Source organism: Streptomyces sp. XY431 (assembly GCF_001279805.1).
Taxonomy (GTDB): domain Bacteria; phylum Actinomycetota; class Actinomycetes; order Streptomycetales; family Streptomycetaceae; genus Kitasatospora; species Kitasatospora purpeofusca.
Genome location: NZ_LGDO01000036.1, coordinates 1 through 21,141, shown reverse-complemented (window position 1 = coordinate 21,141; position 21,141 = coordinate 1). Strand labels below are relative to the sequence as shown.

Genomic DNA, 21,141 nt, shown 5'->3' with positions numbered 1-21,141 from the left:
TCAGAGCTGGAAGGTGGCGACCGCGGCGGCGGTGTCGGACGGCCACTGGTTGGCGGCGAGGGCGGCCGGATCGGCGGCGGTGGCCGGCCAGTCGGCGACCAGGGTGTGCGCCTCGACGAGCCGCAGCTTCCCCCGGTACAGCACGTAGTCGATCCGGTCCTGCGGCTCGGCCTTGCCGGCGGCGCGCTGCTTGCGGACCGGCGACCAGGTGGTGCCGGGCGCCTTCACCGGGTCCCGGTTCTCCTCGCGGAAGGTGTCGGTGAGTCCGGCCTCCTGGAGGGTGGTGGTGACCGGCCAGGCGAGCGCGCCGGCGCCGCCGTGCGCGGCGGCGGTGGCGGCCGTCCAGTCGAGGTGCGAGGGCGAGGACAGCGCGCCGGCGAGCACCACGGGCGCGCCCGCGGCGGCGTCGGCGGTGACGGCGGCGGCCAGCGCCCGGGCCTGCCGGAGCCGGACCGAGGCGTTCTCGGCGGCGAGGACCTGCGTGGCGGTGCGGCCGTCCTGGAGGGCGTACGGGCCGTACTCGGACTCGTCGAGGTGCGCGGTCCAGACCCGGACGGCGCGGCCGCCGGGCAGCTGCACGGTCGCCCCGGCGGCGGGCAGCTCGGCGGTGGCGGGGGTGACGGCGGTCAGCGGGTAGCGGCTGAGCAGGCCGACGCTGCCGGCGCTCTGGTGGGCGTACCAGCCGAGGGCGTCGGCCAGCGCCTGGGCGGCCTTGCCTGCGGTCTCCTGGAGCGCGAGCACGTCCAGGCCCTGGGCGAGCACGACCCGGAGCTGCTTCTCGGTGGCGTCGGTGAAGGCGGCACCGGCGTTGGCGAGGTTCCAGCTCGCGACCTTGAGCCGGGGTGCGGTGGCCGGGTCCACGACCGGGAGCAGCACGGTCACCGTGTCGGTGGCACCGGCGCTGTCCTTGACGCCGACGACCAGGACCTCGGGGGTGCGCGGCGCGGCACCGCCCGGCGCGGTGCCGGTGACGGTGCCGTCGGCGGCGACCGCGAGCCAGGCCGGTCCGGAGACCTTGCGGAAGGCCGCGCTGCCGGCCGGGTTTCCGGCGGGACGGGCCCAGAGGCCGCCGAGCTTGACGGTGACGGCCGCGCCGGGTGCGACGGGGGTGGCGGTGAAGGAGTCCACGACGGCGTGCGGGCGGACCACGGCCGGCTTGGGCCGGAAGGTGAACGGCTGGGTCCTGGCGAGGATGCCGTAGCCGTCCTTGGCGAGCAGGTAGGCCGTGTACGGGCCGCCGGTGAGGGCGGAGGTGTCGAGCTGGACGTCGCCGTCGGCGGCCGGGGTGTACTTCCAGAGCAGGGAGCTGCCGGTGCCGGGCAGGCGGTCGCCGTCGTAGATGCCGACCCAGTTCTTGGGGTCGGGGGCGTCGGTGGTCCAGTGGAAGGTGAGGCGGTCGCCCTCGACGGGGCTGCTCGACGACGTGCTGGTCAGGGTGCTGCCGGTGGCCACGGATGTCCTGTCCGCCGCTCGGACACCGGGCCGTCGGGGGGTGCCGGGCCGGGGCCGTCCGCGGCTGGTGACGGAGGCTTGGGAGGGTCGGCCCCATCAACAGTTGGCTGTACAACTGCGGGGCCGGGCCCATTCATCCGAAGACCGGCGACCGGGACATGAACGAAGCGTGACGGGATGTCGGGCGGAACGGGAAATGTGGAACGGAGATGTGCGACGGGAGAGGTGGGGCGGGGCGCGGGCCGTCAGGCGAGCGTGAGGAAGAGCTTCTCCAACTCGGCCTCGGTCATCGGCGCCGTGCCCTCCTCGGCGCCCGCCATGCACTGGCGCATGCCGCTCGCCACGATCTTGAAACCGGCCCGGTCGAGCGCCCTCGACACGGCGGCCAGCTGGGTCACCACGTCCTTGCAGTCCCGGCCGGCCTCGATCATGGCGATCACGCCCGCCAGCTGACCCTGGGCGCGCCGCAGCCGGTTCAGGACCGCGCCGACGGCCTCCTCGTCCACCTGCATGTCCGGACCGCCCTCCACTGTCGACCACCGGTCCTCCACTGTACCCCGTGGGGTATCCGGACCTCGGTGGTCGACCAGGGGCCTGTGCCGTCGGCGAAGGGCTCCGGTCAGCGCCGGGCCAGCCGCCGTTCCCCGCCCGCCCCGGTGGCGTACTCCAGCTTGTAGTGCGCGAACACCTCGGGCTCGTCCTCGGCCGGCAGCACGTCGTCCACGCCGATCGAGGGCGCCTGCTTCACCAGCGCCTTCGGGAACGCCACCCGCAGGTATCCCGGCCCCAGCACCGCACCGTCGAGCGGGACGAACACCAGTCGCCGCTTGACCGGCAGGCCGATCGTCACCGTCACGAAGTACGGCTGGTCACTGGCGGTCTCGACGTAGACGGACTCCAGGGTGCCGATCCGGTGGTCCTTCTCGTCCACGACGGCCTGCCCCCGCCACTCCCTGATGTCGGCCGGAACGATCTCGGCGACGGCCATGGTTACCTCCCGCTCCCGCTCCACGGCGGCACGCCTCGCTTGTGGGCGGCGCCCCGGACCCTCCCATCCTGCGCCTGTCCGCCCCGGCCCGCCCGCCGGGCCGGGACACAGCCACAGCCACAGCCCGGTACGAAGGGCCTCGGCGGCGGCGTCACTGGATCAGGTCGGTGTGCGGGTGCTCCGGGGACTCCGGGCAGACGTAGAGCTGCAGGTGGTTGCCCTTGGAGACCTGGACCCCGGGCGGGTTCGCCGAGGCGGCGGTGCGCGCCGCGGCGAGCTCCCGGTCCTCGTACGGGACCCAGCCGTGGGTGCCGCTGTCCCATTCGCCCGAGGCGATGGTCAGCAGTGGGACCATCCCGGCGCCGCAGACCTCGCAGCAGCGGGCGACGGGGTCGGTGAGGCCCCACGGGGCCCAGCCGCCGACCTTCCAGCCCGGGGCCTCGGCCAGCGCGCTGTCGTAGAACGCCTGCGGGTAGGGCTCGTAGACGCCGTCCAGGGCGGCGCCGGCGGCCTGCCACCGGTTCCAGTCACTCAGCTGCTGCCGCAGTTCCCGGCTCAGCTCGAGGAAGTTGGGGTACTCGGTGATCCGCTCCGGCGCGAGCAGGCACGGGACCGGGAGGTAGCCGTCGTACTCGACGACCTCCGGCCCGGGCGGCGCGGTGAGGAGGTCGGTGACCGCCGCGGCCGACCGCCAGACCAGCACGGTCGGCGGCTTGAGGTCCGGCTCGTGCTCGACGGGGCACCAGAACACCTGGAGCAGGTCCGCCCCGGCCGGCGGGCGCAGCAGCGGCACGTCGCGCAGGTGGAGCTGGACCACGGGCAGCATCGGGTTCGGCCCCTCGTGCTCCTCGTCGGTCTCCTCGTCCCACCACCCGTGCTGTTCGCGGCAGTGCGGCCAGGGCTCGTCCGCGGGCCACAGGAACGGCCCTCCGACCGAACTGTCGTAGGGCGAAGGAGCCCCGGGCCGGGGGTGCAGCCGGAGCGCCTCCCGCGCCAGCGGGGCGAGTTCGGGGAACACCGAGGTCACGTCGAGCGGGCGCGGCGGGGTGGTGCGGGAGTGGTTCACGACCGTGATGCTGCCAGGCGCCTCCGACAGCGGACGAACGGGCCCGGGCCGGGGCCGTTCCGGCCCAAGCCCTGGCAACGCGGCCATTCCGTACAAGCGGGGGTGAACCGACCTCGCTGCACCACGGGCGTACCCGAACACCTACGCTGTCCGCCGACGGATCATCAGTTCGGCCAGGTGCGGAGGCGTGGAGACAGTGGTGGGTTACAACGAGATGTGGGAACCGGGCGAGCCCGGCGTCCCCGCCGACCTCCGGCCGGAGATTCCGCACCCCGCGCGGATGTACGACTACTACTTGGGCGGAAAGGACAATTTCCCGTCCGACCGCGAGGCGGCCGAGCGGGCGCTGGCGGCCAATCCGGAGTTCAGATCCACCGCGCGCGCCAACCGGGGCTTCCTGAACCGGGCGGTGCGCCACGTGGCCGGACTCGGCATCGACCAGTTCCTCGACATCGGCACCGGCATCCCGACCGCCGGCAACACCCATGAGATCGCCCAGGCCGTCGATCCGGGCGCCCGGATCGTCTACGTCGACAACGACCCGATCGTGCTCGCCCACGCCCGCGCCCTGATGGGCGGCACCGCCGTCGGCCGGACCACCGTCATCCAGGCCGACCTGCGCGAGCCGGTCGACCTGCTGGCCGCCGCCGAGGCCGAGAAGCTGCTCGACTTCGACAAGCCGATGGCCCTCGTGCTGGCCGCCGTGCTGCACTTCGTGCCGGACGAGAGCGGACCGTACGAGATCGTCCGCACGCTGCTGGACACCCTCGCGCCCGGCAGCTACCTGATCCTGTCCCACGGCACCGCCGACTTCATCCCCGCCGAGGTCCGCGACCGGGTGACCGGCGTCTACAGCAAGGCCACCGCTCCGCTGGTCGGCCGCAGCCGGGAGCAGGTGGGCGCCTTCCTGGACGGCCTGGACGTCCTCGACCCCGGGGTGGTCACCGTCCCGCTGTGGCGTCCGGAGGGCGACCCGGTCGCCGGCGCGGACCGGGTCAGCATGTACGGCGCGGTCGCCCGCAAGTCCTGACGGTACGGGGGTGGCGGCCGGACGGATCGTCCGGCCGCCGCCGTGCTCAGGCGTCGACAGGGGGTCACCCGGCGGCCGCGCCCGTCAGCGGCCGGGGTGCGGGTTCGGCCGGAGCGTCCGGCAGTTCGCGCATCCGGCGCAGCGGTGAGCAGAGCACCGGCAGGACGGCCAGCAGCTCGCCCAGGGCGCCGGCCCAGAGCGCCTGCCGGACGCCGAGGCCCTGCCCCAGCACGCCGCCGATCAGCGCGCCGATCGGCATCACGCCCCAGACCAGGAAGCGCACGGTCGCCGTCATCCGGCCCAGCAGCGGCTTCGGGCAGAGCCGCTGCCGGAACGCGACCGAGGTGATCCTGAAGGTCATGAAGAGCACCCAGCCCAGGGCCTGGAGCAGGACGGCCAGTGCGAAGCGGCCGTCGGCCCGGAACAGCGGCACCGCCAGCAGCCAGAGCACGGCGCTGCCGGCGACCGCCGCGCACATCGCCGGCCCCTGACCGAGCCGGGCGGTGAACCGCACCGTGAGCAGGCTGCCGACCAGGCCGCCGACGGCCTCCGCGGTGAACACCAGCCCGCACAGGAACGGCGACAGGTGCAGCTCGCCGGCCAGCAGCACCATCAGCATCGAGGCGCCGATCGTGCCGCACAGGTTGGAGACGGCCGCGGTGAGGGTGACCGCCCGCAGCAGCCGGTCGCCGAGGACGAAGCGCAGGCCCTCGGCGATCTCCGTCCGCAGCGCCGCCCCCGGCCGGGCCGTCTGCCGGGCCGTCTGCCGGGCCGTCTGCCGGGCCGTCGGCCGGGCCTCGGACCGCCGGATCCGGCCCAGCAGCAGCGCGGAGAGGCCGAAGCTCAGCACGTCCACCGCCAGCGCGACCGGCGCGGTCAGCGCACCGACCAGCGCCCCGCCCGCGCCCGGCCCGCCGACCTGGACGGTGCTCCGGCCCGCCTCGATCCGGACGTTCGCCGCCACCAGCTGCTCGTCCGGCACCAGGTGCGGCAGGTAGCTGCCGTGCGCCACGTCGAAGAACGCGGTGCCGACGGACATCCCGAACGCCACCGCGTACAGCTGGGGCAGGGTCAGCGCGCCCAGCCAGGAGGCGACCGGGACGGAGAACAGCAGCACGGCCCGGACGACGTCCGCGGCGATCATCACCGGCCGCTGCCGCACCTGGTCCACCCAGGCGCCCGCGGGCAGTCCGATCAGCAGGAAGGCCAGGTACTCGAAGGCGACCAGCAGGCCCGCCTCGAACGGGGTGGCGTCCAGCGTGCCGACCGCCACCAGCGGAAGCGCGACCAGGGTAACGGCCGCGCCCGCCTGACTGACCGTGTCGGCGGCCCAGAACCGTCGGAAGTCGGCATGCCGGAACAGGCCGGTGGTAGGAGGAGTCATGCCCGCCAGCATCCTGAGCATGATCACCGCGCGGCCAGTGTTTTAGTCTGGGCGAAAACGTCGACCGGGGGTGGGGATGGGCGAGCTGCGGTTCGGGGCGCACGACCTGGGCAATCTCAGGTTTGCGATCTCCCCGCTCTGGGAGACCGCGGCCGCCGCACGCGCCACCGCCGATCCCGGCCGGCACGTGGTGCACCTGCCCTGGATCCGCCGGGCCCCGGCGCTGCGCCAGGACGGTGTCCTCGCCGGGCGGACCGCACCGCTGACGGCGCTCGCCGACCGGTTCGACCTGGTGGCGGGCCCGCTGCTGCCGGCTCCGCGCTGCCCGCTGGCCGAGATCGAGGAGGAGCTGTCCGCCCTGCTGGCCACGCCTCCCGCGCAGATCCGGGAGACGCTCGCCGCTGCGCCGCGGCCCGCGCCGACCGGCTTCGAACGACGGCTGGCAGAGGACCCGGAGCGCGTCCTGCCCGAACTCGCCGAGGCCCTGCACTCCTGGTGGGAGGCGGCGGTCCGGCCGCACTGGCCACGGATCCGCGCCGTTCTGGAGGCGGACATCGCCCACCGGACACGCCTGCTCGCCGAGGACGGCATCCACGAGGTGCTGTCCTCGCTCCACCCCGCCCTGCACCGGGCCGGGGACCGGCTGCGCTCGCCCGACCTGCCGGCGGACGGCGAGGACCTCGGCGGCACCGGACTCACCCTCACCCCGAGCGCCTTCGCCGACCGCTGCCGGGTGCTGACCGGCCGCCGGGGAACGCCGCCCGCCCTGGTCTACCCGGCCCGCGCCCTCGGCCTGCTCTGGGAGCGCCGGGAGAACACGGACGACGCGCTCGCCCGGCTGCTCGGCCGCAGCCGTGCCCGGCTGCTCGCCTGCACCGGCTCCCCGGCCACCACCACCCAGCTCGCCGCCCGCACCGGCCTCAGCCTGGGCGCGGTCTCCCAGCACCTCGCCGTCCTGCGCGACGCCGGTCTGGTCACCGGGCACCGCTACCGCCGCGAGGTCCACTACACCGTGACCGACCTGGGCACCGCCCTGCTCACCCGGACGTAGGGCTGTGCCGGGTGAGCAGGACTGTGCCGGACCGTAGTAGGGCCGCGCCGGACGTAGCAGGGCCGTACCGGGTGCAGGGCCGTGCCGGGCCGGCTCGGCGCGGCCGTGACGCTCGGCCGGAGCGTCAGGCGGGCTTGCTCGCGCGGATCGAGTACATCAGCGGGACGCGGGGCTGACCGGCCGGGAAGCGGAAGCCCCGGTCGCGCTCCAGGACCGGGAAGCGCGGGAACAGCGTGAAGTCGTGCTCGTGCAGGAACTCGACCCGCAGGCCCTCGGCCACCAGGGCGCTGAGGACGTCGCCGATCCCGTGCTGCCACTCGACGGTCCTGGTGGCCAGGGACGTCACCTCGCCGTCGGTGTAGGTGCTGGGGTCGTCCCAGACCGTGGCGTTGCGGTCGAAGTAGTCGTACTCCACCGTCCGGCCGTCGTCGCCCAGGGTGTCGCCGAAGGGGTGGAACTCCGCCAGGTAGAGGAAGCCGCCCGGGGCGACCAGGGACGCCGCGGTGCGGGCCCAGCGCTCGATGTCCGGGAGCCAGCACAGGGCGCCGAGGCCGGTGTAGACGATGTCGAAGGTCTGCCCGTCGAGCGCCTCCACCGCCTCGTACACGTCGGAGACGACGAAGCGGGCGGTGTCCGCGCCGATCTTCCCGGCCAGTTCGGTGGCGGCCTCCACCGCCGGCGCGGAGAAGTCCAGACCGGTCACGGTGGCGCCGTGGCGGGACCAGGACAGGGTGTCCAGGCCGATGTGGCACTGGAGATGGAGCAGGGACTTGCCGCTGACGTCACCGACCTCGGCCAGCTCGAAACCGCGTAGTGCCTCGTCGCCGGACACGAAGCCGGGGAGGTCGTAGAAATCGCTGGCCGTGTGCACCGGGACGCGGCCGTCCCAGTTGGCGCGGTTCGTCGCCAGCCAGTCTTCGGGGGCAGGGGTCTTCTCCATACCAACCACGCTGCCAGAGCCGGGAGTACCGCTCAAACGGTTTTCCCGGCCCTCACCGACCGTCGTCGGCAGGCAGGTCGGGGAGGTCCAGGACGGCGAGGAGGGGTGGGTCCAGCGGCCAGGGGAACTCCGGCACGGCGGTGCTCACTGCGGACGGGGTGACGGCGGCGGTGCTCACTGCGGACGGGGTGACGGCGGCAGCGGCCAGGCGGAGGGCTCCGAGCAGGGGCGGGCCGTCCGGGGGGCCGGGACGGGCGGCGGGGAGGCGGACCGCGAGCGCGTCCAGGGTCGCCCGGCGCAGCGGTTCGAAGCGGAACAGGCCGCCGGTCAGGGCGAGCCGGGGCTCGGCCTGACCGGCGGCCGTGGCGGCGGCGGTGGCGGTGGCGGCGATCTCCTCGCCGGCGCGGCGGAGCAGGCCCGCGGCGACCGGACAGCCCTCCCCGGCGGCCGCGACCACCGCCGGGGCGAACTCCGCGAGCAGCGCCGCCCGGTCCGGACGCGGCTGGAGGGCCGCCGGGAGGCCGGTCACCGGGCCGTAGTGCCGCTCGGCCGCCGCGAGCAGGACGGGCGAACCCCCGTTGCGTCCGTCCTGCTCCCGCAGCGCAGCCTCCAGCCCGGCCCGGCCGAGCCAGGCGCCGCCGCCGCAGTCCCCGAGCAACTGGCCCCAGCCGTCGGCACGGCACCAGCCTCCGCCCGGGCGGTGGCCGATCGCGACCAGCCCCGTCCCCCCGGCCACCACCACCCCGGCGGCGGTGCCCAACGCGCCCACGTAGGCCGTGACCGCGTCCCCCGCGAGCACCAGCCGCCGGGCCCCGGTGGCCCGGGCGAGCGGGCCCGGCAGCCGGGCCGCCAGGTCGCGACCGAGCAGGGCCATCCCGGTGGCACCCACGGCGACCGCGCCGATCCGGGCCCCGTCGGGCAGGCCCGCGACCAGGGTGTCGAGCGCGGGCAGCAGCCCGTCGAGCAGCGCCCGTGCGTCCTGTCCGCCGGCCGAGGCGGACACCCGCGCGGCGGTCGCCGACCCGACCGTCCGCACCCCCGTGGGACCGACCGGCCGGCCTGCGGGCGCCGCCCCGACCCGGACGCCGGAGCCGCCGACGTCCACCCCGACCACCCAGCACTCCCCCGCCGCCTGCTCCACTCCGCCTCCACCCGCCGCGCCCACGACCCGTCCTCCCCATGGTGCCCCCGGTGGAGGACGGCCGACCGGGTGCGCGCCCGGCCGGAGAACCCCGGCACAGTGGCTACCGAGCGCAACCGAGCGCCCCGGCAGCGATCGCCCCCTTCCTGATCACGTCGATCTCCTTCGCTGTCACGGTGGTTCGGATCCCGCCGGTTCGGATTCGGCCGGTGCGCTTTCGTCCGGCCCGGAACCATGGAATCGCCCGCCGGGTGCCCGGGTCGAATGATTCGATGAGGTTCGAACGCAGACACAGACGCGGAGGGGGATGCGGTGCTCCGGATCGAGTTGGACGCCCCGGCACTGGCGAACACCCGGTTCGTGATCTCGCCGCTGCACAACGTCACCGACGGCCTGTGGCTGATCCGTTCGCCAACCGGAGCAGGCGGGCGCAGTGCCGGTGTACGCGGTGCCGGTGGACGCGGACCGGGCGCGCTGATCCGGGAGGCGGTGCGCGAGCGGCGGCTGGCACTGCTGGAGTCCTTCTTCACCGGGGCGTGGACGTACATCCCGGACTTCCTCAATCCGCAGCCGGAGCAGCACGAGGAGTCGCTCGAACGGGAACTGCACGCGGTCGCCACGGTCGCGCCGGAGCGGCTGGCGCAGGAGATCCGGACGATGCTCGCGGGTGACGCGGGGATCGGCATCGCCGGCGGCCGCGCGCCGCGCGCCCTGCTGCGGGCACTCGACCGGGGGGAGGCGGAGTTCGCCGAGCTGGTCGCGGCCGAGCTCCACCAGCTCTGGCAGGCCGCCGTCGGACCGCACTGGCCGGCGCTGCGCGCCCGGATCGACGCGGACATCGCGCGGCGCGCCCAGCTCGCCGCCCGGCAGGGCCTGGCGAGCGTGCTCACCGGGCTGCACCCGCGCGTGCTGTACGACGACAAGGGTGTACAGCTGCTCGTCGACGCCCGGGCGAAGCTCCCCGCGAAGGCGCTGTACCTCACGCCGACGGTCTTCAGCTCCGACTTGCACGTCTCGGTCGACCCGCTGCCCGGCGCCCGGCAGTTGCGGCCGATGATCCTCTACCCGGCGTTCCCGGGCCCCGGCCCCGAGCCCGGTCCGGAGCCGGCGACGGCCTCGCCCGCCGGTGACCTGATCGGGGCCACCCGGGCCCGGCTCCTGGCCGACCTGGACGTCCCCCGGAGCACCACCGAACTCGCCGAACGGCACTGGCTGGCGGCCAGCACCGTCTCCTACCACCTCGGCGTCCTGCACCGCGCGGGTCTGCTGGTGAGGACCCGGTCCGGGCACCGGGCCCTCTACCAGCAGACCGCCAGGGCCGAGGCGCTGCGCCAGGAGGGCTGATCAGGCGGCCGCGGCGGGGAGGCCGAGGAGTTCGGCGGAGCCGCTGCGGTTGTGGCGCTCCTGCCACTGCTCCAGGGCGCTGCGGCAGGCGTGGTCGAGGTGCCGCACGCCGGCGAGGTCGAGGCGGACCGGGCGGTCCGCCGGCAGGCCCTCCAGGGATTCGAGGGTCTCCAGCAGACGGGGCAGCCGGAGGAAGGTGGCGCTGCCGTGGAGGGTCACCCGGACCGCGCCGTCCGGCAGTTCGGTGACGGCGACCTGGAGGTGGGAGGTGTCCCAGGCGCTCTTGAGCACGGCGAGGAGGAGGCCGAGCAGGACGCCTTCGAGCAGGTTGGTCAGCACGATGGCGGTCGCGGTGACGGCGAGGATCGCGGCCTCGCCCCGGTCGGCCCGCCAGAGCGGCCGCAGGGTGCGCAGCGGGACGAGCTTGGCGCCGGCGTGGACCAGGACACCGGCCAGGGCGGCGAGCGGGATGGCCGAGAGGGCGGCCGGGACCAGCGCGGCGAAGAGCAGCAGCCAGACGCCGTGGAGCACCCGGGAGGCCTTGGTCCGGGCGCCGGCCTGGACGTTGGCCGCGCTGCGGACGATCACGGCGGTCATGGGCAGGGCGCCCAGCAGGCCGCAGACGGTGTTGCCGACGCCCTGGGCGAGCAGTTCGCGGTCGTAGTCGGTGCGCGGGCCGTGGTGCAGGCGGTCGACGGCGGCGGCGCTGAACAGGCTCTCGGCGGAGGCGATCAGCGCGAAGGCGAAGGCCGTGCCGAGCACGCCGAGGCTGCCGAGTGCCGCGAGGTCGCCGACGGCGGGCAGGTCGACGACACCGGCGAGGCCGGCCACCTCGACCCGGGCGACGGGCAGGTCGAACAGGGCGGTGACGGCCGTCGCGCCGGCGACGGCGGCGAGCGGCGCGGGGACCACCCGGACCCGGGCGGGCAGCCGGGGCCAGAGCAGCAGGACCGCGATCGTCCCGGCGCCGATCGCGGCGGCGGCGAGCGCGCGCCCGTCCCCGGCGATGTCGGCGGCGAGGCCGGGGAGTCCGGCGAGTTTGGCGGGGCCGCCGGTGGGGCCCTTGATGTCGGCCAGCGCGTAGAGCTGACCGGCGATCAGGATCAGGCCGATGCCGGCCAGCATGCCCTGGACGACCGAGACGGAGATCGCCCGGAAGAGCCGGCCGAGGCGGGCGGCACCCATGGCGAGCTGGAGCAGACCGGCCGCGGCGGTGATCACGCCGAGGGTGGCGAGGCCGTGCTCCTGGACGGCGGCGAGGACGAGGACGGTCAGCCCCGCGGCGGGGCCGGACACCTGGAGGCTGCTGCCGGGCATCAGCCCGGTCACCAGGCCGCCGACGATGCCGGTGACCAGGCCGAGTTCGGCCGGAACGCCGGAGGCGACGGCGACGCCCACGCAGAGCGGGAGCGCCACCAGGAAGACGACGAGGGAGGCGGGGAGGTCGGAGCGCAGAGTGCTCAGCCGAAGGGCGGGACGACGAGTCATCGGGTCCTCGGGAGAGTGGCGGTTCGGACGGTGGTCATGAGCCAACGGCCCGGAGGGCGGTGGGGCGTGCGGCCGCGGGTCGTGCGGCGGCCCGTGCGGTGCGGGGCTCACAGCGGCAGGAACAGACCGGTGTCGGCCCGGTGTTCGAGCACCAGGCCGGTGTGGATCTCGTAGAACCAGCCGCGCAGCCGGATCCGCCCCTCGTCCAGCCGCCGGGCGACGGCGGGATAGCCGCGCAACCGGTCGAGCTGGGCGAGGACGTGCCGCTGCACGGGGCCGGCGACGGTCGGATCGAAGACCTCGGCCTCGTCCGCGCGGAGCACGGCCCGGTCGGCGTGGCGCAGCCAGGAGCGGACGGCGGGCACCACGCTGAGGTCCTCGCCGCGGACCACGGCGCCGACGGCGCCGCAGTGCGAGTGGCCGCAGACGACGATGTCGCGCACGCCCAGCACCTCGACGGCGTACTCGACGGTGGCGGTCTCCCCCGAGGCGCCGTCGGCCCGGTAGACGGGGACGATGTTGCCCGCGGTGCGGAGCTCGAAGAGGTCGCCGGGGTCGGCGTTGGTGATCAGGGCCGGGACCACGCGGGAGTCGGAGCAGGTGATGAACAGGGCCTGCGGGCTCTGGCCGGCGGCGAGGCCGGTGAGTTCGCGGCCGGTGTCCCCGACCCGCTGCGGGAACGCCCGGGCCCGGTCGATGAGCGGTTCCATGGGAGTGGCTTCCTCCTTCGGTGACGCCAGGTGCTGCCCTGCTCACCTGACGTTGCGTCAAGAGGAAGTAAAACACGGGTATGGGATAAGCAAAAGTGCGTTCTGGGCGCAGAGTGTGCCGATCCGGTTAACATCCTGTTGCCTCGAACGAAATATCGCCTTCCGCTACTGAACTCGCAGGTCAACCGGTACGGAGCAGTCCGGTCGGCAGTCGGCGCACAGCATCCGCCGCGCGCCCCTCCTGTCACGGCGCGCCCTCTGCGCACCCTCCCGGGCCGCCGCCGTCCGGGTGAACGGCGGCGGCCCGGGAGGAGCGCCCGAGGCCGAGGTGACGGTCGGTCAGCGCCGCAGCGTGGTGACGGTGAGGCCCGGGGCGGAGCGGATCTCGGCCTCGGTGAACCGTTCGGTCACCCACTGCTTGCGGGCGTAGCGGCGGGTCTGGTCGGTGTAGTGCGGCGAGGTCGGGTCGGCCGACTCCCCGTAGGTCAGCAGGGTCCGGGTGCGCGGGCCCCGGTCGGTCAGCTCGGTGGCCATCAGGAAGGTCCCGCCGTGCGGGACGCTCCGGACGTCGCTCGGGTAGGTACCGCCGCCCGCGCCCGAGTCCGGGGCGGCCGACAGCGCGTTGAAGCAGCCCAGCTGCCCCGGGCAGCCGTGCAGCGGGATGCCCGCCCAGCGCTGCACCCGGCCGATCGGGGCGTCCACCGGCAGGCCGCGGGCCGCCAGGTCGCGCACCGCCTCGGCGAGGGCGCGCTGCGCGTCGGGGTGGCCGGGGTCGATGCCGCGCGGGGTGGTGAGCGGCTGGGCCGGGTCGTACGGGACGGTCTGCCAGGCCCTGCTCGGGGCCGTGGAGAGCCGCCCGCGGAACGCCTGCCAGAGCACCGTGCCGGGACTGTCGGCGTCCGCCCTGGTGTCCCAGGCCGCGAGCACGCCGCAGGCGGCCCGGACGTCGACCCGGGTGCCGTCCCCGGCCGTCAGCACGGGGTGGGCGCGGCACAGGGCGACCGCGTCGTCCCGGTCGAGCTCGGCGCTCTGCACCCGGTTGCCGAGCATGGCGGCCTGGAGCGAGGCGAGGGTGAAGCCGGGCGCGCCGAGACCGTCGGTGCCGGCCCGCCGGTCGGCGATCATGCGCAGGCTCAGCTGCGGCCGCTGGGCCAGCTGCCGGCCGTTGTTGTACACGGCGGGCAGGTCCGCCATCGGGGCGTCCGCGTTGGTCAGGTAGGGGCCGTTGTTGGCGTTGGCGACGTAGTCGGTCCGGGTCAGCGCCGGGTGGTTGGCGGGGCCGAAGACACCGGGCACCAGCGCGTCCGGGTCGCTGCCCAGGTCGCAGGCGGTCGTCGAGCCGTCCAGGACGCCGTCGGTCAAGGGGTTCGGGACGGCGCAGCGGGCGCGCTGCTCGTCGGTCACGCGCGGGACGGCGGAGGAGTCGGTGAACCAGGTGGTCCCGGTGGAGTCGACGGCCGTGGTGTAGACCCAGGGCGCGCCCTGGAAGGTGCGCTGGGCCTGCCGCAGCTGGTCGAGGTTCTGCGCCCGGCCGACCGCCATCCACTCGTCGATCGAGCGGAGGTTGTCGGCGTTGGCGTCGCGGAGGGTGTAGGCGTGTTCGGCGGTCCAGCCCTCGGCGAGGACGAAGCCGTGGCGGGACCGGTAGACGGTGCGGTCGACGGTGGACAGCGTCCCGTCGGCGGCCCGGACGGTGACCGGGAGGGTCTGCTGCTCCATCCGCTCGACCCTGCCGTCCACCACGTAGGCGGTCGGGTCGCCGGGGACGAGGTTCAGCCGGTAGGCGGTGAAGTGGTCGGCGTAGCTGGTGGTGTGGCTCCAGGCGAGGCCCCGGGTGTGGCCGATCTGGAGGACGGGCAGGCCGTGCAGCCCGGCGCCGGCGACGTCCAGGACGCCGGGGATGGTCAGTTGGGCCTGGTAGAACCGCAGCGAACCGGCCCACGGGAGGTGGGGGTTGGCGAGCAGCAGGCCGTTGCCGGAGCGGGTGGCGTCCCGGCCGACGGCCCAGGCGTTGCTGCCGAGGTCGGGGTTGTCGGCGGCGCGGGCCGGGCCCGGGCCGCCGAACGCGGCGGTGGACGGGGCCACGAACGCGGTGGGTCCGGCAGCGGGTCCGGCGGGTTGCGCGCCCGCGCCCGGGACGGCCGTGCCGACCGACCCTCGCGGGCTGCCCGCGAGGGTGTCGACGTCGAGGACGATCCCCCAGACGTCCTCGGCGGTGATCGGCCCGACCCATCCTTTCCCCCGGCAGGACGGGTCCGGCAGGCGGTCCACACCGGTGTCGCGCAGATAGCGGTTGTACCCCGCGACATAGCCCTCCACCAGCGTCCGCGCCTCGCCGGTCGGCCCGAGCGGCGCCGGGGCGGCCAGCACCCGCCGCACCGTGCCCGACCGCACCACGGCCTGCTGGTAGGTGTCGCCCGCCAGGTTGGGCAGCCCGTCGACGTTCACGGCCTCGGGCCCGAACCAGCGCGAGCGCTCGCCGCGCACGCTCACCACCTGGTCCGCGAGCGCGCACACGTTGTCCTGGGCGAAGGCGTACCCGTAGCCGTAGCCGAGCCCGCCGTAGTCGTGCGCCAGGACGTGCGGGACGCCGAACTCGGTGCGGCGGACCTTGGCCGTCCAGCCGCCCCGGTCGGCGCCGGGGCCGGCGGTGAGGTCCGTAGTGAGGTCGCCGGGATCCGTACCGGCGGCCTGCGCCGAGCCGGGCACCAGCCCGGCGAGCAGCACCGAGGCCAGGCCCAGGGCGAGCGCGGCGCCGGTCAATCGTCGTGTCCCCGAACGGGATTGACGATCGTTCATCTTCCTTCGCTCCGTCATGGCCCCACGCTGCCGCCCCGGCCGACCGCCGGTCATCGCTCCCCGGGACGAGTCGTCCGTCGGCCCCGCGACCGAGACGGCTACGCCTCGGGGAGGGGCCGCTCCCGGCCCGAACCATCCCTGCGGGGGAGGATGCGCCGAGAAGTCCTCAGGGTCCGGCACCCAGGCCACCCGTCTCCCCCGTCGGCCCCCGGCCCGTCGACCGGGTGCGTGCGTCCACCCCCAGCACGGGCGGCCCGGGCGACGTCACTCGCTCCGGCTCGGCCCGGCCGGAAGCCCGGTGATGAACGCCAGGAGGCGTTCGTTGACCAGCTCGGGACGTTCCAGGTTGAGGCCGTGGCCGGCCCGCTCGACGATCTCGGCCCGGACGCCCGGGATCAGCGCGGTGACCCGCGCCAGCACCTGCCGGGGCCGGAGCAGGGCGCTGCGCCGTCCGAGCAGGACGAGGACGGGCAGCCGGATCGAGCCCAGCTCCTCGTCGGTGAACGGTCGCGCCGCGGGGCGGGTGTTCGGCCGGTAGGTCCGCATGGCCAGCATCAGCGGCGCGATCATCACGGGCGGTGAGCTCAGGGCCGGGTTGGCGAGCAGTCGCCCGAGGGCGGGTCGGAGCGGGCGCGGGGCGAGCATGCCGAACAGCCCGCCGACCATGTGCGCGTAGAACCGCGCGGGGACCTTCTCGATCCCGCCGGGGTCCAGCGGTGCGACCGAGGCGAGACGCTCGGGCCCGTGCACGGCCTGGTTGAGGGCCAGCCATCCGCCGTAGGACAGGCCGACCAGGTGGACGCACTCCAGCCCGAGTCCGGCGAGGACCTCGCCGAGCCAGGCCGCGTTCTCCTGCGATCCGGCCGCGACGGCGCGCTGCACGCTGCGCCCGGGGTCGTCCAGGGTGTCGATCGCGTAGACCGGGTGGTTCTCGCCCAGGGCGGCGATCTGCGGGTACCAGTTGGAGGCGTGTCCGGCGTGGCCGTGCAGGAGCACGACCGGCTCGCCGGTCCGGGCCCCGTAGCGGTGGACGTGGACGGTGCCGTAGGCGGTTTCGACGTCCAGTTCCTCGCGCGGGCCGGGCCACAGCTCCATGGCGCGGTCGTACGCCTCCAGGAACTTCCCGCGGGCTTCCTCGCTGACGAAATGTCCGACACTCGCTCGGGTCATGGCCCCTCCCGGCACGCAGAACTGCAGGATTTGGTGGTATGTTTGTACCATAAAAACGTTCGAGAGGAACCCGATGCCGAAGCTGGTCGACCATGACGAGCGCCGGGCCCAGATCATCGACGCGCTGCTCCGCACGGCGGCGGACACCGGGCTGCACGCCGTCACCATGCGGTCCGTCGCCGTCGAGGCGGGCATCTCGGTGCGGCTCGTGCAGTACTACTTCGACACCAAGGAGCAGCTGCTGCTCGCCGCGGTCAACCGCCTGACGGCCCGCATGGGCGAGCGGGTCCGCGACCGGGTGCGGGCCACCGGTCCGTCACCGACCCCGCGCGACATCGTCGAGGCGGCCCTGCTCGAAGCCGTGCCCACCGACCGGGAGAGCCGGGTCTTCCACCTCCTCCACACCGAGTACGCGGTGCTCTCCGTCACCGACCCCGCCCTCGGCGGCCGGGCCTTCCTCGCGGCACCCGACGAGATGGAGGGGTTCCTCGTCGGCCAGCTCGAAGCCGCCCAGCGGTCCGGCGACGCCGACCCCCGCCTGGACGCCCGCCAGGAGGCCGCCCTCCTCCTCGCCGCCTCCGCCGGCCTCGGCCTGAGCGTCCTGCTCGACCAGCGCACGCCGGACGACGCGGTCGCCGCCCTCCGCTACCACCTCGGCCGCCTCTTCACCGGCCCCTGAGCCCGACGGCACCCCTGAGCCCGACGGCGCCCCGGTCGGAGCGGCCGCCTGGGAGGCGGCCGCTCCGCCTGCGGTCAGCCGGTGGTGGCGGCCGGGGCGCAGCCGAGGTCCCGGGCCGGCAGGGTGCCGGTGGTCAGGAACCGGTCGGCGGCGGTGACCGCGCAGGACGGGGTGGAGCGGTCGTAGGCGCCGTGGTTGCCGCCGTCGACCGTGACCATGCGCGCCCGCTTGCCGAGGGTCTCCCGCATGGCCAGGGCGCCGATCAGGGGGGTGGCCGGGTCGCGCTCGGTCTGGAGGAGCAGGATGTTCGCCGGGCCCCGGTCGGTAATCCGGACGGCGGGCTCGACCGGGTCCGGCCAGAACGCGCAGGGCCAGACATTGGCGCCCATACCGGCCACGACGGGGTTCTGCCGCCGGCTCTCGGCGACGGCCCGCCGGTAGTGGCCGAGGTCGCGCGGTGCCGGGGTGTCGCCGCAGAGCACGGCCGTGAGCGCGGCCACGTCGTTGTCCTCCGGAATGCCCGGGGTGCCCTTGGCCAGCCACCAGTACGGGACCGGGCCGGCGCCGTCGTCGGCGAGGAAGCGCCACCAGTCGGCGATCTCCTGGAACAGCGCGGTGTGGTACGAGTCCAGCCGGTAGAGCGTGCGCCACAGATTGCCGTTGACCGGTCCGGCCACCGGGTGGGTCACCGGTGTCCGGTCCAGTTTCGCGACCAGGGCGAGGTAGTTGGCGCGGACGGCGGCCGGGGTGGCGCCGAAGCGCAGGGTGGCGTCGCGCTCGGCCGCCCAGCGGGCGAAGTCCTCGAAGCGCAGCTCGCTCGCGCGGTCCCAGGTGGCGAGCCGGTCCTGCCAGGTGACGTTGGGGCTGACGTTGCCGTCCAGCACGAAGCGGTCGGTCCGCCCCGGGAACAGCTCGGCGTAGACGACGCCCAGGTAGGTGCCGTAGGACGCGGCACGGTAGGAGATCCTCGGCTCGCCGAGCGCGGCCCGGATCCGGTCCAGGTCGCGTGCCGTGTTGGCGGTGGTCAGATGGCGGATCCGGTCGCCGTTGCGGGCCAGGCAGTCGCGCGCCAGGTCGCGGGCGAAGCGCACATTGGGGGCGATCGAGCCGTCCGGCGCGGGGAACGGGAACACCAGCTCGTACGGCACCTCGGCGGCCGTCCGCCCGCAGCTGACCGGCGTGCTGCGGCCGACCCCGCGCGGGTCGAAGCCCACCAGGTCGTAGCGGTCCAGCACCTCCTGCGGGTAGCCGGACTCCTGGGCGCTCGGCAGGTGCAGGCTCGCCACCCCCGGGCCGCCGCCGTTGTGGACCAGGATCCCGCGGCGCAGCCCCGGCTTGGCGGTGGGGAGTCTGGACACCGCGATCCCGATGGTCCGCCCGCGCGGCTCCCGGTAGTCCAGCGGCACCGTCAGGGTGGTGCAGCGCAGCCGGGGGTCCACCGGGGCCCCGGACGGGTCGGCGGGGCAGTCGGTCCAGACCGGGGGCGCGGTCGGCTGCTTCGGTACGGCTTCGGCGGCACCGGCGCCGGCGGTCGCTCCGACGAGGGCCAGGGCGAGCGCGGCGCCGACGGTTCCGAGCAGGCCGGTGGGTCGTAATCTCCTCAACATAGGTCTGGACCATAGGGACGGCGCCGCCGGGTGTCATCCCCCCGGGGTGGTACGGACCACCGGCAGTTCGGACCAGTCGCTCGGACCAGTCGCTCGGATCACGCTCGGATCAGTCGCTCGGATCAGTCGTTCGGGCCGGAGGCCGGGCGGGGCGTCCGGACCAGGCCGGTCTGGTAGGCGAGGGCGACGAGCTGGGCGCGGTCGCGGGCGTCGAGCTTGGCCATCGCCCGGTGGATGTGGGTGCGCACCGTGAAGGGGCTGACGTACATCCGGCCGGCGATCTCCTCGTTGCTGAGGCCGGTGGCGGCCATGGCCATCACCTCGCGCTCCCGGGCGGTCAGGGCGGCCAGGCGTTCGGGGGCGGCGGCCGGGGCCCGGTCCGGCTCGGGCTGGGCGAGCAGGCGGTCGATGACGGCGCGGGTGGCGGCGGCCGACAGCAGCGGTTCGCCGGCGGCGACCCGGCGCAGGGCGGCGAGCAGTTCGGTGGGTTCGGCGTCCTTGCCGAGGAAGCCGCCGGCGCCGGCGCGCAGGGCCTGGGCCACGTACTCGTCGATCTCGAAGGTGGTGAGGATGAGCACCCGGGTACCGGCGAGGTCGGGGTCGCCGCAGATGGCGGCGGTGGCGGAGAGGCCGTCGACGCCGGGCATCCGGATGTCCATCAGGACCACGTCGGGGCGGGTGGCCCGGGTCAGTTCGACCGCCTCCCGGCCGTCGGCGGCCTCGCCGACCACCTCCATGTCGTCCTCGGCGTCGATGAGGACGCGGAAGGCACCCCGCAGCAGGGCCTGGTCGTCGGCGAGCAGTACTCGGATGGTCACGCGGGTTCCTCTCGGGCTGCTGTGCGCAGGGGCAGTTCGGCGGAGACCAGGAAGCCGCCGCCGGGCCGGCGGTCGGCGGTGAGGCGTCCGCCCACGGCGGCGGCGCGCTCGCGCATGCCGATCAGGCCGAAGCCGCCGCCGACCGGAGCGGACGCGGGCGGGCCCGGGCTCGGCGGGCGGTCGTTGGCGACGGTCAGCAGGAACCGGCCGCCGGAGTAGGTCAGGGTGACGTCGGCGGCGCTGCCGACGGCGTGCTTGGCCACGTTGGTCAGGGATTCCTGGAGGATCCGGTAGGCGGTGAGGTCGACGCCCGGGGAGAGCTGCTGCCGTTCCCCCTCGACGGTGAGCCGCACCGGCAGCCCGGCGCGTTCGAAGGCGTCGACGAGGTCGGGCAGCCGGTCCAGGCCGGGAGCCGGTTCGAGCGGGGCCTCCGGGTCGTCGGCGCGGCGCAGCAGGCCGACGGTGGCCTTGAGCTCGCGCAGCGCGGAGCCGGTGGCATCGGTGAGGTGGCTGAGCATCTCGCGGGCCTGGGCGGGGTTGCGGTCGAGCAGGTGGACGGCGATCCCGGCCTGGGCGTTGGCGAGCGCGATGTGGTGCGCGACGACGTCGTGCAGGTCGCGGGCGATCCGGATGCGTTCGTCGGCGACCCGGCGGCGGGCCTCCTCCTCGCGGGTGCGCTCGGCCCGTTCGGCGCGTTCCTCGATGGCGGCCAGGTGGGCGCGGCGGGTGCGGACGGAGTCGCCGATGGCGCCGGGCAGCAGGATCCAGGCGATGAAGCCGATCCGGGCGCCGATCGGGGCACCGGGCTCGGCCACGTACGTGGCACCGGTGACCAGCACGGCCGCGAAGGCGGTGGCGATGCGCGCGGTGGTGCGGTCGGTGTGGACCGCGAGGACGTAGAGCGCGACGATCAGCGGGGCGACCAGTCCGACGTTGAGCTGGGTCGCGACAAAGCAGATGGCCAGGGCGCAGGCGAAGGCGATCCCGAACAGCGCGCGGGGGTGGCGGCGGTGGAGGAGCACGGCGGCGCTGGAGACGACGGCCAGGGCGAGCGCGGGCGGGTTGGGATCCAGGTGGTTGCCGAGGCGGTCGACGGTGGTGGTGCCGGCGGTGGCGGTGAAGACGCCGAGCACGAGCAGCGCGTCGAGCAGGCGGGGGTAGCGGCGGCGGACGCGGCGCGGCCAGGTGTCGGTCATGCTCGGTTCTCCACGGGCCCGGACGGTTCGGCGGGGGGGGGGACGGGCGGTGCGGGCGTTCGGTGTGCGGCGGTCGGTGTGCGGCGTGCTGCGGTCGGTGTACGGGGTACGGCGGGTACTGCGGATGCAGTACCCGGTCATGCGGTTCGACCACGGTTCGTACCATTTTGACCGGTCGGGCGCGGCAGCCGGAACGCGGGCCGCCCCGCCGCGGTCCCGGGGAGAGGGATCGCGGCGGGGCGGGGGCCTCAGACGCCGACCGAGTGGCGGGGCGGGTT

The 21,141-nt window shown here is 75.0% G+C and carries 18 protein-coding genes; 4 read left to right on the top strand and 14 right to left on the bottom strand.

Annotated elements, in window-relative coordinates; translation table 11 throughout:
- The 4 genes from ADK60_RS05980 to ADK60_RS05965 form a co-directional block, all read right to left on the bottom strand.
- Positions 1-1,452, bottom strand: coding sequence for an endonuclease/exonuclease/phosphatase family protein (locus ADK60_RS05980; RefSeq protein WP_053643835.1), 1,452 nt, complete (start codon positions 1,450-1,452; stop codon positions 1-3).
- A 245-nt stretch (positions 1,453-1,697) separates the two neighbouring features.
- Positions 1,698-1,964 carry a metal-sensitive transcriptional regulator gene (locus ADK60_RS05975; protein WP_030393156.1) on the bottom strand — a complete coding sequence of 89 codons (267 nt, stop codon included), beginning with the start codon at positions 1,962-1,964 and terminating at the stop codon, positions 1,698-1,700.
- Positions 1,965-2,071: 107 nt separating this feature from the next.
- Entirely contained in the window at positions 2,072-2,440 is a 369-nt protein-coding gene (locus tag ADK60_RS05970) for a PRC-barrel domain-containing protein (protein WP_045942255.1), read from the bottom strand.
- 151 nt (positions 2,441-2,591) lie between these two features.
- The gene (locus ADK60_RS05965) at positions 2,592-3,506 is read right to left on the bottom strand and encodes a YwqG family protein (RefSeq protein WP_053643833.1); all 915 of its coding nucleotides are present in this window, start codon (positions 3,504-3,506) and stop codon (positions 2,592-2,594) included.
- A 187-nt stretch (positions 3,507-3,693) separates the two neighbouring features.
- On the opposite strand from ADK60_RS05965, the gene ADK60_RS05960 reads away from it, so the two are divergent.
- Positions 3,694-4,536 carry an SAM-dependent methyltransferase gene (locus ADK60_RS05960; RefSeq protein WP_353651727.1) on the top strand — a complete coding sequence of 281 codons (843 nt, stop codon included), beginning with the start codon at positions 3,694-3,696 and terminating at the stop codon, positions 4,534-4,536.
- Positions 4,537-4,600: 64 nt separating this feature from the next.
- On the opposite strand, the gene ADK60_RS05955 is transcribed toward ADK60_RS05960, so the two are convergent.
- Positions 4,601-5,920, bottom strand: coding sequence for an MFS transporter (locus ADK60_RS05955; protein ID WP_053643832.1), 1,320 nt, complete (start codon positions 5,918-5,920; stop codon positions 4,601-4,603).
- A gap of 76 nt (positions 5,921-5,996) precedes the next feature.
- Here ADK60_RS05955 and ADK60_RS05950 point away from each other — a divergent pair, with 76 nt between their 5' ends.
- On the top strand, positions 5,997-6,971 hold the full coding sequence (locus ADK60_RS05950) for an ArsR/SmtB family transcription factor (RefSeq protein ID WP_053643830.1): 975 nt from the start codon (positions 5,997-5,999) through the stop codon (positions 6,969-6,971).
- Between the two features lie 124 nt (positions 6,972-7,095).
- On the opposite strand, the gene ADK60_RS05945 is transcribed toward ADK60_RS05950, so the two are convergent.
- Positions 7,096-7,911, bottom strand: coding sequence for a class I SAM-dependent methyltransferase (locus ADK60_RS05945; protein ID WP_053643828.1), 816 nt, complete (start codon positions 7,909-7,911; stop codon positions 7,096-7,098).
- Between the two features lie 52 nt (positions 7,912-7,963).
- Positions 7,964-9,052, bottom strand: a complete 1,089-nt coding sequence (locus ADK60_RS05940; RefSeq protein ID WP_063783057.1) for an N-acetylglucosamine kinase — start codon at positions 9,050-9,052, stop codon at positions 7,964-7,966.
- Positions 9,053-9,364: 312 nt separating this feature from the next.
- Here ADK60_RS05940 and ADK60_RS05935 point away from each other — a divergent pair, with 312 nt between their 5' ends.
- Positions 9,365-10,396 (top strand): ArsR/SmtB family transcription factor, encoded by a 1,032-nt coding sequence (locus ADK60_RS05935; protein WP_053643826.1) that lies wholly within the window; start codon positions 9,365-9,367, stop codon positions 10,394-10,396.
- Here the strand turns inward: ADK60_RS05935 and ADK60_RS05930 are convergent, their stop codons facing one another.
- From ADK60_RS05930 to ADK60_RS05915, 4 genes are all read right to left on the bottom strand, one after another.
- Entirely contained in the window at positions 10,397-11,884 is a 1,488-nt protein-coding gene (locus ADK60_RS05930; protein ID WP_053643825.1) for a SulP family inorganic anion transporter, read from the bottom strand.
- 107 nt (positions 11,885-11,991) lie between these two features.
- Positions 11,992-12,594: a carbonic anhydrase gene (locus tag ADK60_RS05925; protein WP_045942243.1), complete on the bottom strand. Its 603-nt coding sequence runs from the start codon at positions 12,592-12,594 to the stop codon at positions 11,992-11,994.
- 339 nt (positions 12,595-12,933) lie between these two features.
- Positions 12,934-15,393, bottom strand: coding sequence for a penicillin acylase family protein (locus tag ADK60_RS05920; protein ID WP_079008086.1), 2,460 nt, complete (start codon positions 15,391-15,393; stop codon positions 12,934-12,936).
- A 264-nt stretch (positions 15,394-15,657) separates the two neighbouring features.
- Positions 15,658-16,563, bottom strand: coding sequence for an alpha/beta fold hydrolase (locus ADK60_RS05915; RefSeq protein ID WP_234370958.1), 906 nt, complete (start codon positions 16,561-16,563; stop codon positions 15,658-15,660).
- A 73-nt stretch (positions 16,564-16,636) separates the two neighbouring features.
- Here ADK60_RS05915 and ADK60_RS05910 point away from each other — a divergent pair, with 73 nt between their 5' ends.
- Complete coding sequence (locus ADK60_RS05910; RefSeq protein ID WP_053643823.1) at positions 16,637-17,242, top strand: TetR/AcrR family transcriptional regulator; 606 nt, start codon at positions 16,637-16,639, stop codon at positions 17,240-17,242.
- Positions 17,243-17,316: 74 nt separating this feature from the next.
- On the opposite strand, the gene ADK60_RS05905 is transcribed toward ADK60_RS05910, so the two are convergent.
- The 3 genes from ADK60_RS05905 to ADK60_RS05895 form a co-directional block, all read right to left on the bottom strand.
- Positions 17,317-18,849 carry an alpha/beta hydrolase gene (locus ADK60_RS05905; RefSeq protein ID WP_053643820.1) on the bottom strand — a complete coding sequence of 511 codons (1,533 nt, stop codon included), beginning with the start codon at positions 18,847-18,849 and terminating at the stop codon, positions 17,317-17,319.
- Between the two features lie 122 nt (positions 18,850-18,971).
- Complete coding sequence (locus ADK60_RS05900; RefSeq protein ID WP_045942238.1) at positions 18,972-19,667, bottom strand: response regulator transcription factor; 696 nt, start codon at positions 19,665-19,667, stop codon at positions 18,972-18,974.
- On the bottom strand, positions 19,664-20,863 hold the full coding sequence (locus tag ADK60_RS05895; protein ID WP_053643818.1) for a sensor histidine kinase: 1,200 nt from the start codon (positions 20,861-20,863) through the stop codon (positions 19,664-19,666). Before ADK60_RS05895 ends, ADK60_RS05900 begins: the two co-directional genes overlap by 4 nt.
- Positions 20,864-21,141: the final 278 nt, after the last annotated feature.

What these genes read in the sequence shown, in the direction of transcription:
- ADK60_RS05925 (WP_045942243.1), bottom strand. Translation starts at nt 12,594, where the DNA reads ATGGAACCGCTCATCGACCGGGCCCGGGCGTTCCCGCAGCGGGTCGGG.
- ADK60_RS05955 (WP_053643832.1), bottom strand. Translation starts at nt 5,920, where the DNA reads ATGACTCCTCCTACCACCGGCCTGTTCCGGCATGCCGACTTCCGACGG.
- ADK60_RS05910 (WP_053643823.1), top strand. Translation starts at nt 16,637, where the DNA reads ATGCCGAAGCTGGTCGACCATGACGAGCGCCGGGCCCAGATCATCGAC.
- ADK60_RS05950 (WP_053643830.1), top strand. Translation starts at nt 5,997, where the DNA reads ATGGGCGAGCTGCGGTTCGGGGCGCACGACCTGGGCAATCTCAGGTTT.
- ADK60_RS05895 (WP_053643818.1), bottom strand. Translation starts at nt 20,863, where the DNA reads ATGACCGACACCTGGCCGCGCCGCGTCCGCCGCCGCTACCCCCGCCTG.
- ADK60_RS05920 (WP_079008086.1), bottom strand. Translation starts at nt 15,393, where the DNA reads ATGAACGATCGTCAATCCCGTTCGGGGACACGACGATTGACCGGCGCC.
- ADK60_RS05970 (WP_045942255.1), bottom strand. Translation starts at nt 2,440, where the DNA reads ATGGCCGTCGCCGAGATCGTTCCGGCCGACATCAGGGAGTGGCGGGGG.
- ADK60_RS05975 (WP_030393156.1), bottom strand. Translation starts at nt 1,964, where the DNA reads ATGCAGGTGGACGAGGAGGCCGTCGGCGCGGTCCTGAACCGGCTGCGG.
- ADK60_RS05905 (WP_053643820.1), bottom strand. Translation starts at nt 18,849, where the DNA reads ATGTTGAGGAGATTACGACCCACCGGCCTGCTCGGAACCGTCGGCGCC.
- ADK60_RS05915 (WP_234370958.1), bottom strand. Translation starts at nt 16,563, where the DNA reads ATGACCCGAGCGAGTGTCGGACATTTCGTCAGCGAGGAAGCCCGCGGG.
- ADK60_RS05930 (WP_053643825.1), bottom strand. Translation starts at nt 11,884, where the DNA reads ATGACTCGTCGTCCCGCCCTTCGGCTGAGCACTCTGCGCTCCGACCTC.
- ADK60_RS05945 (WP_053643828.1), bottom strand. Translation starts at nt 7,911, where the DNA reads ATGGAGAAGACCCCTGCCCCCGAAGACTGGCTGGCGACGAACCGCGCC.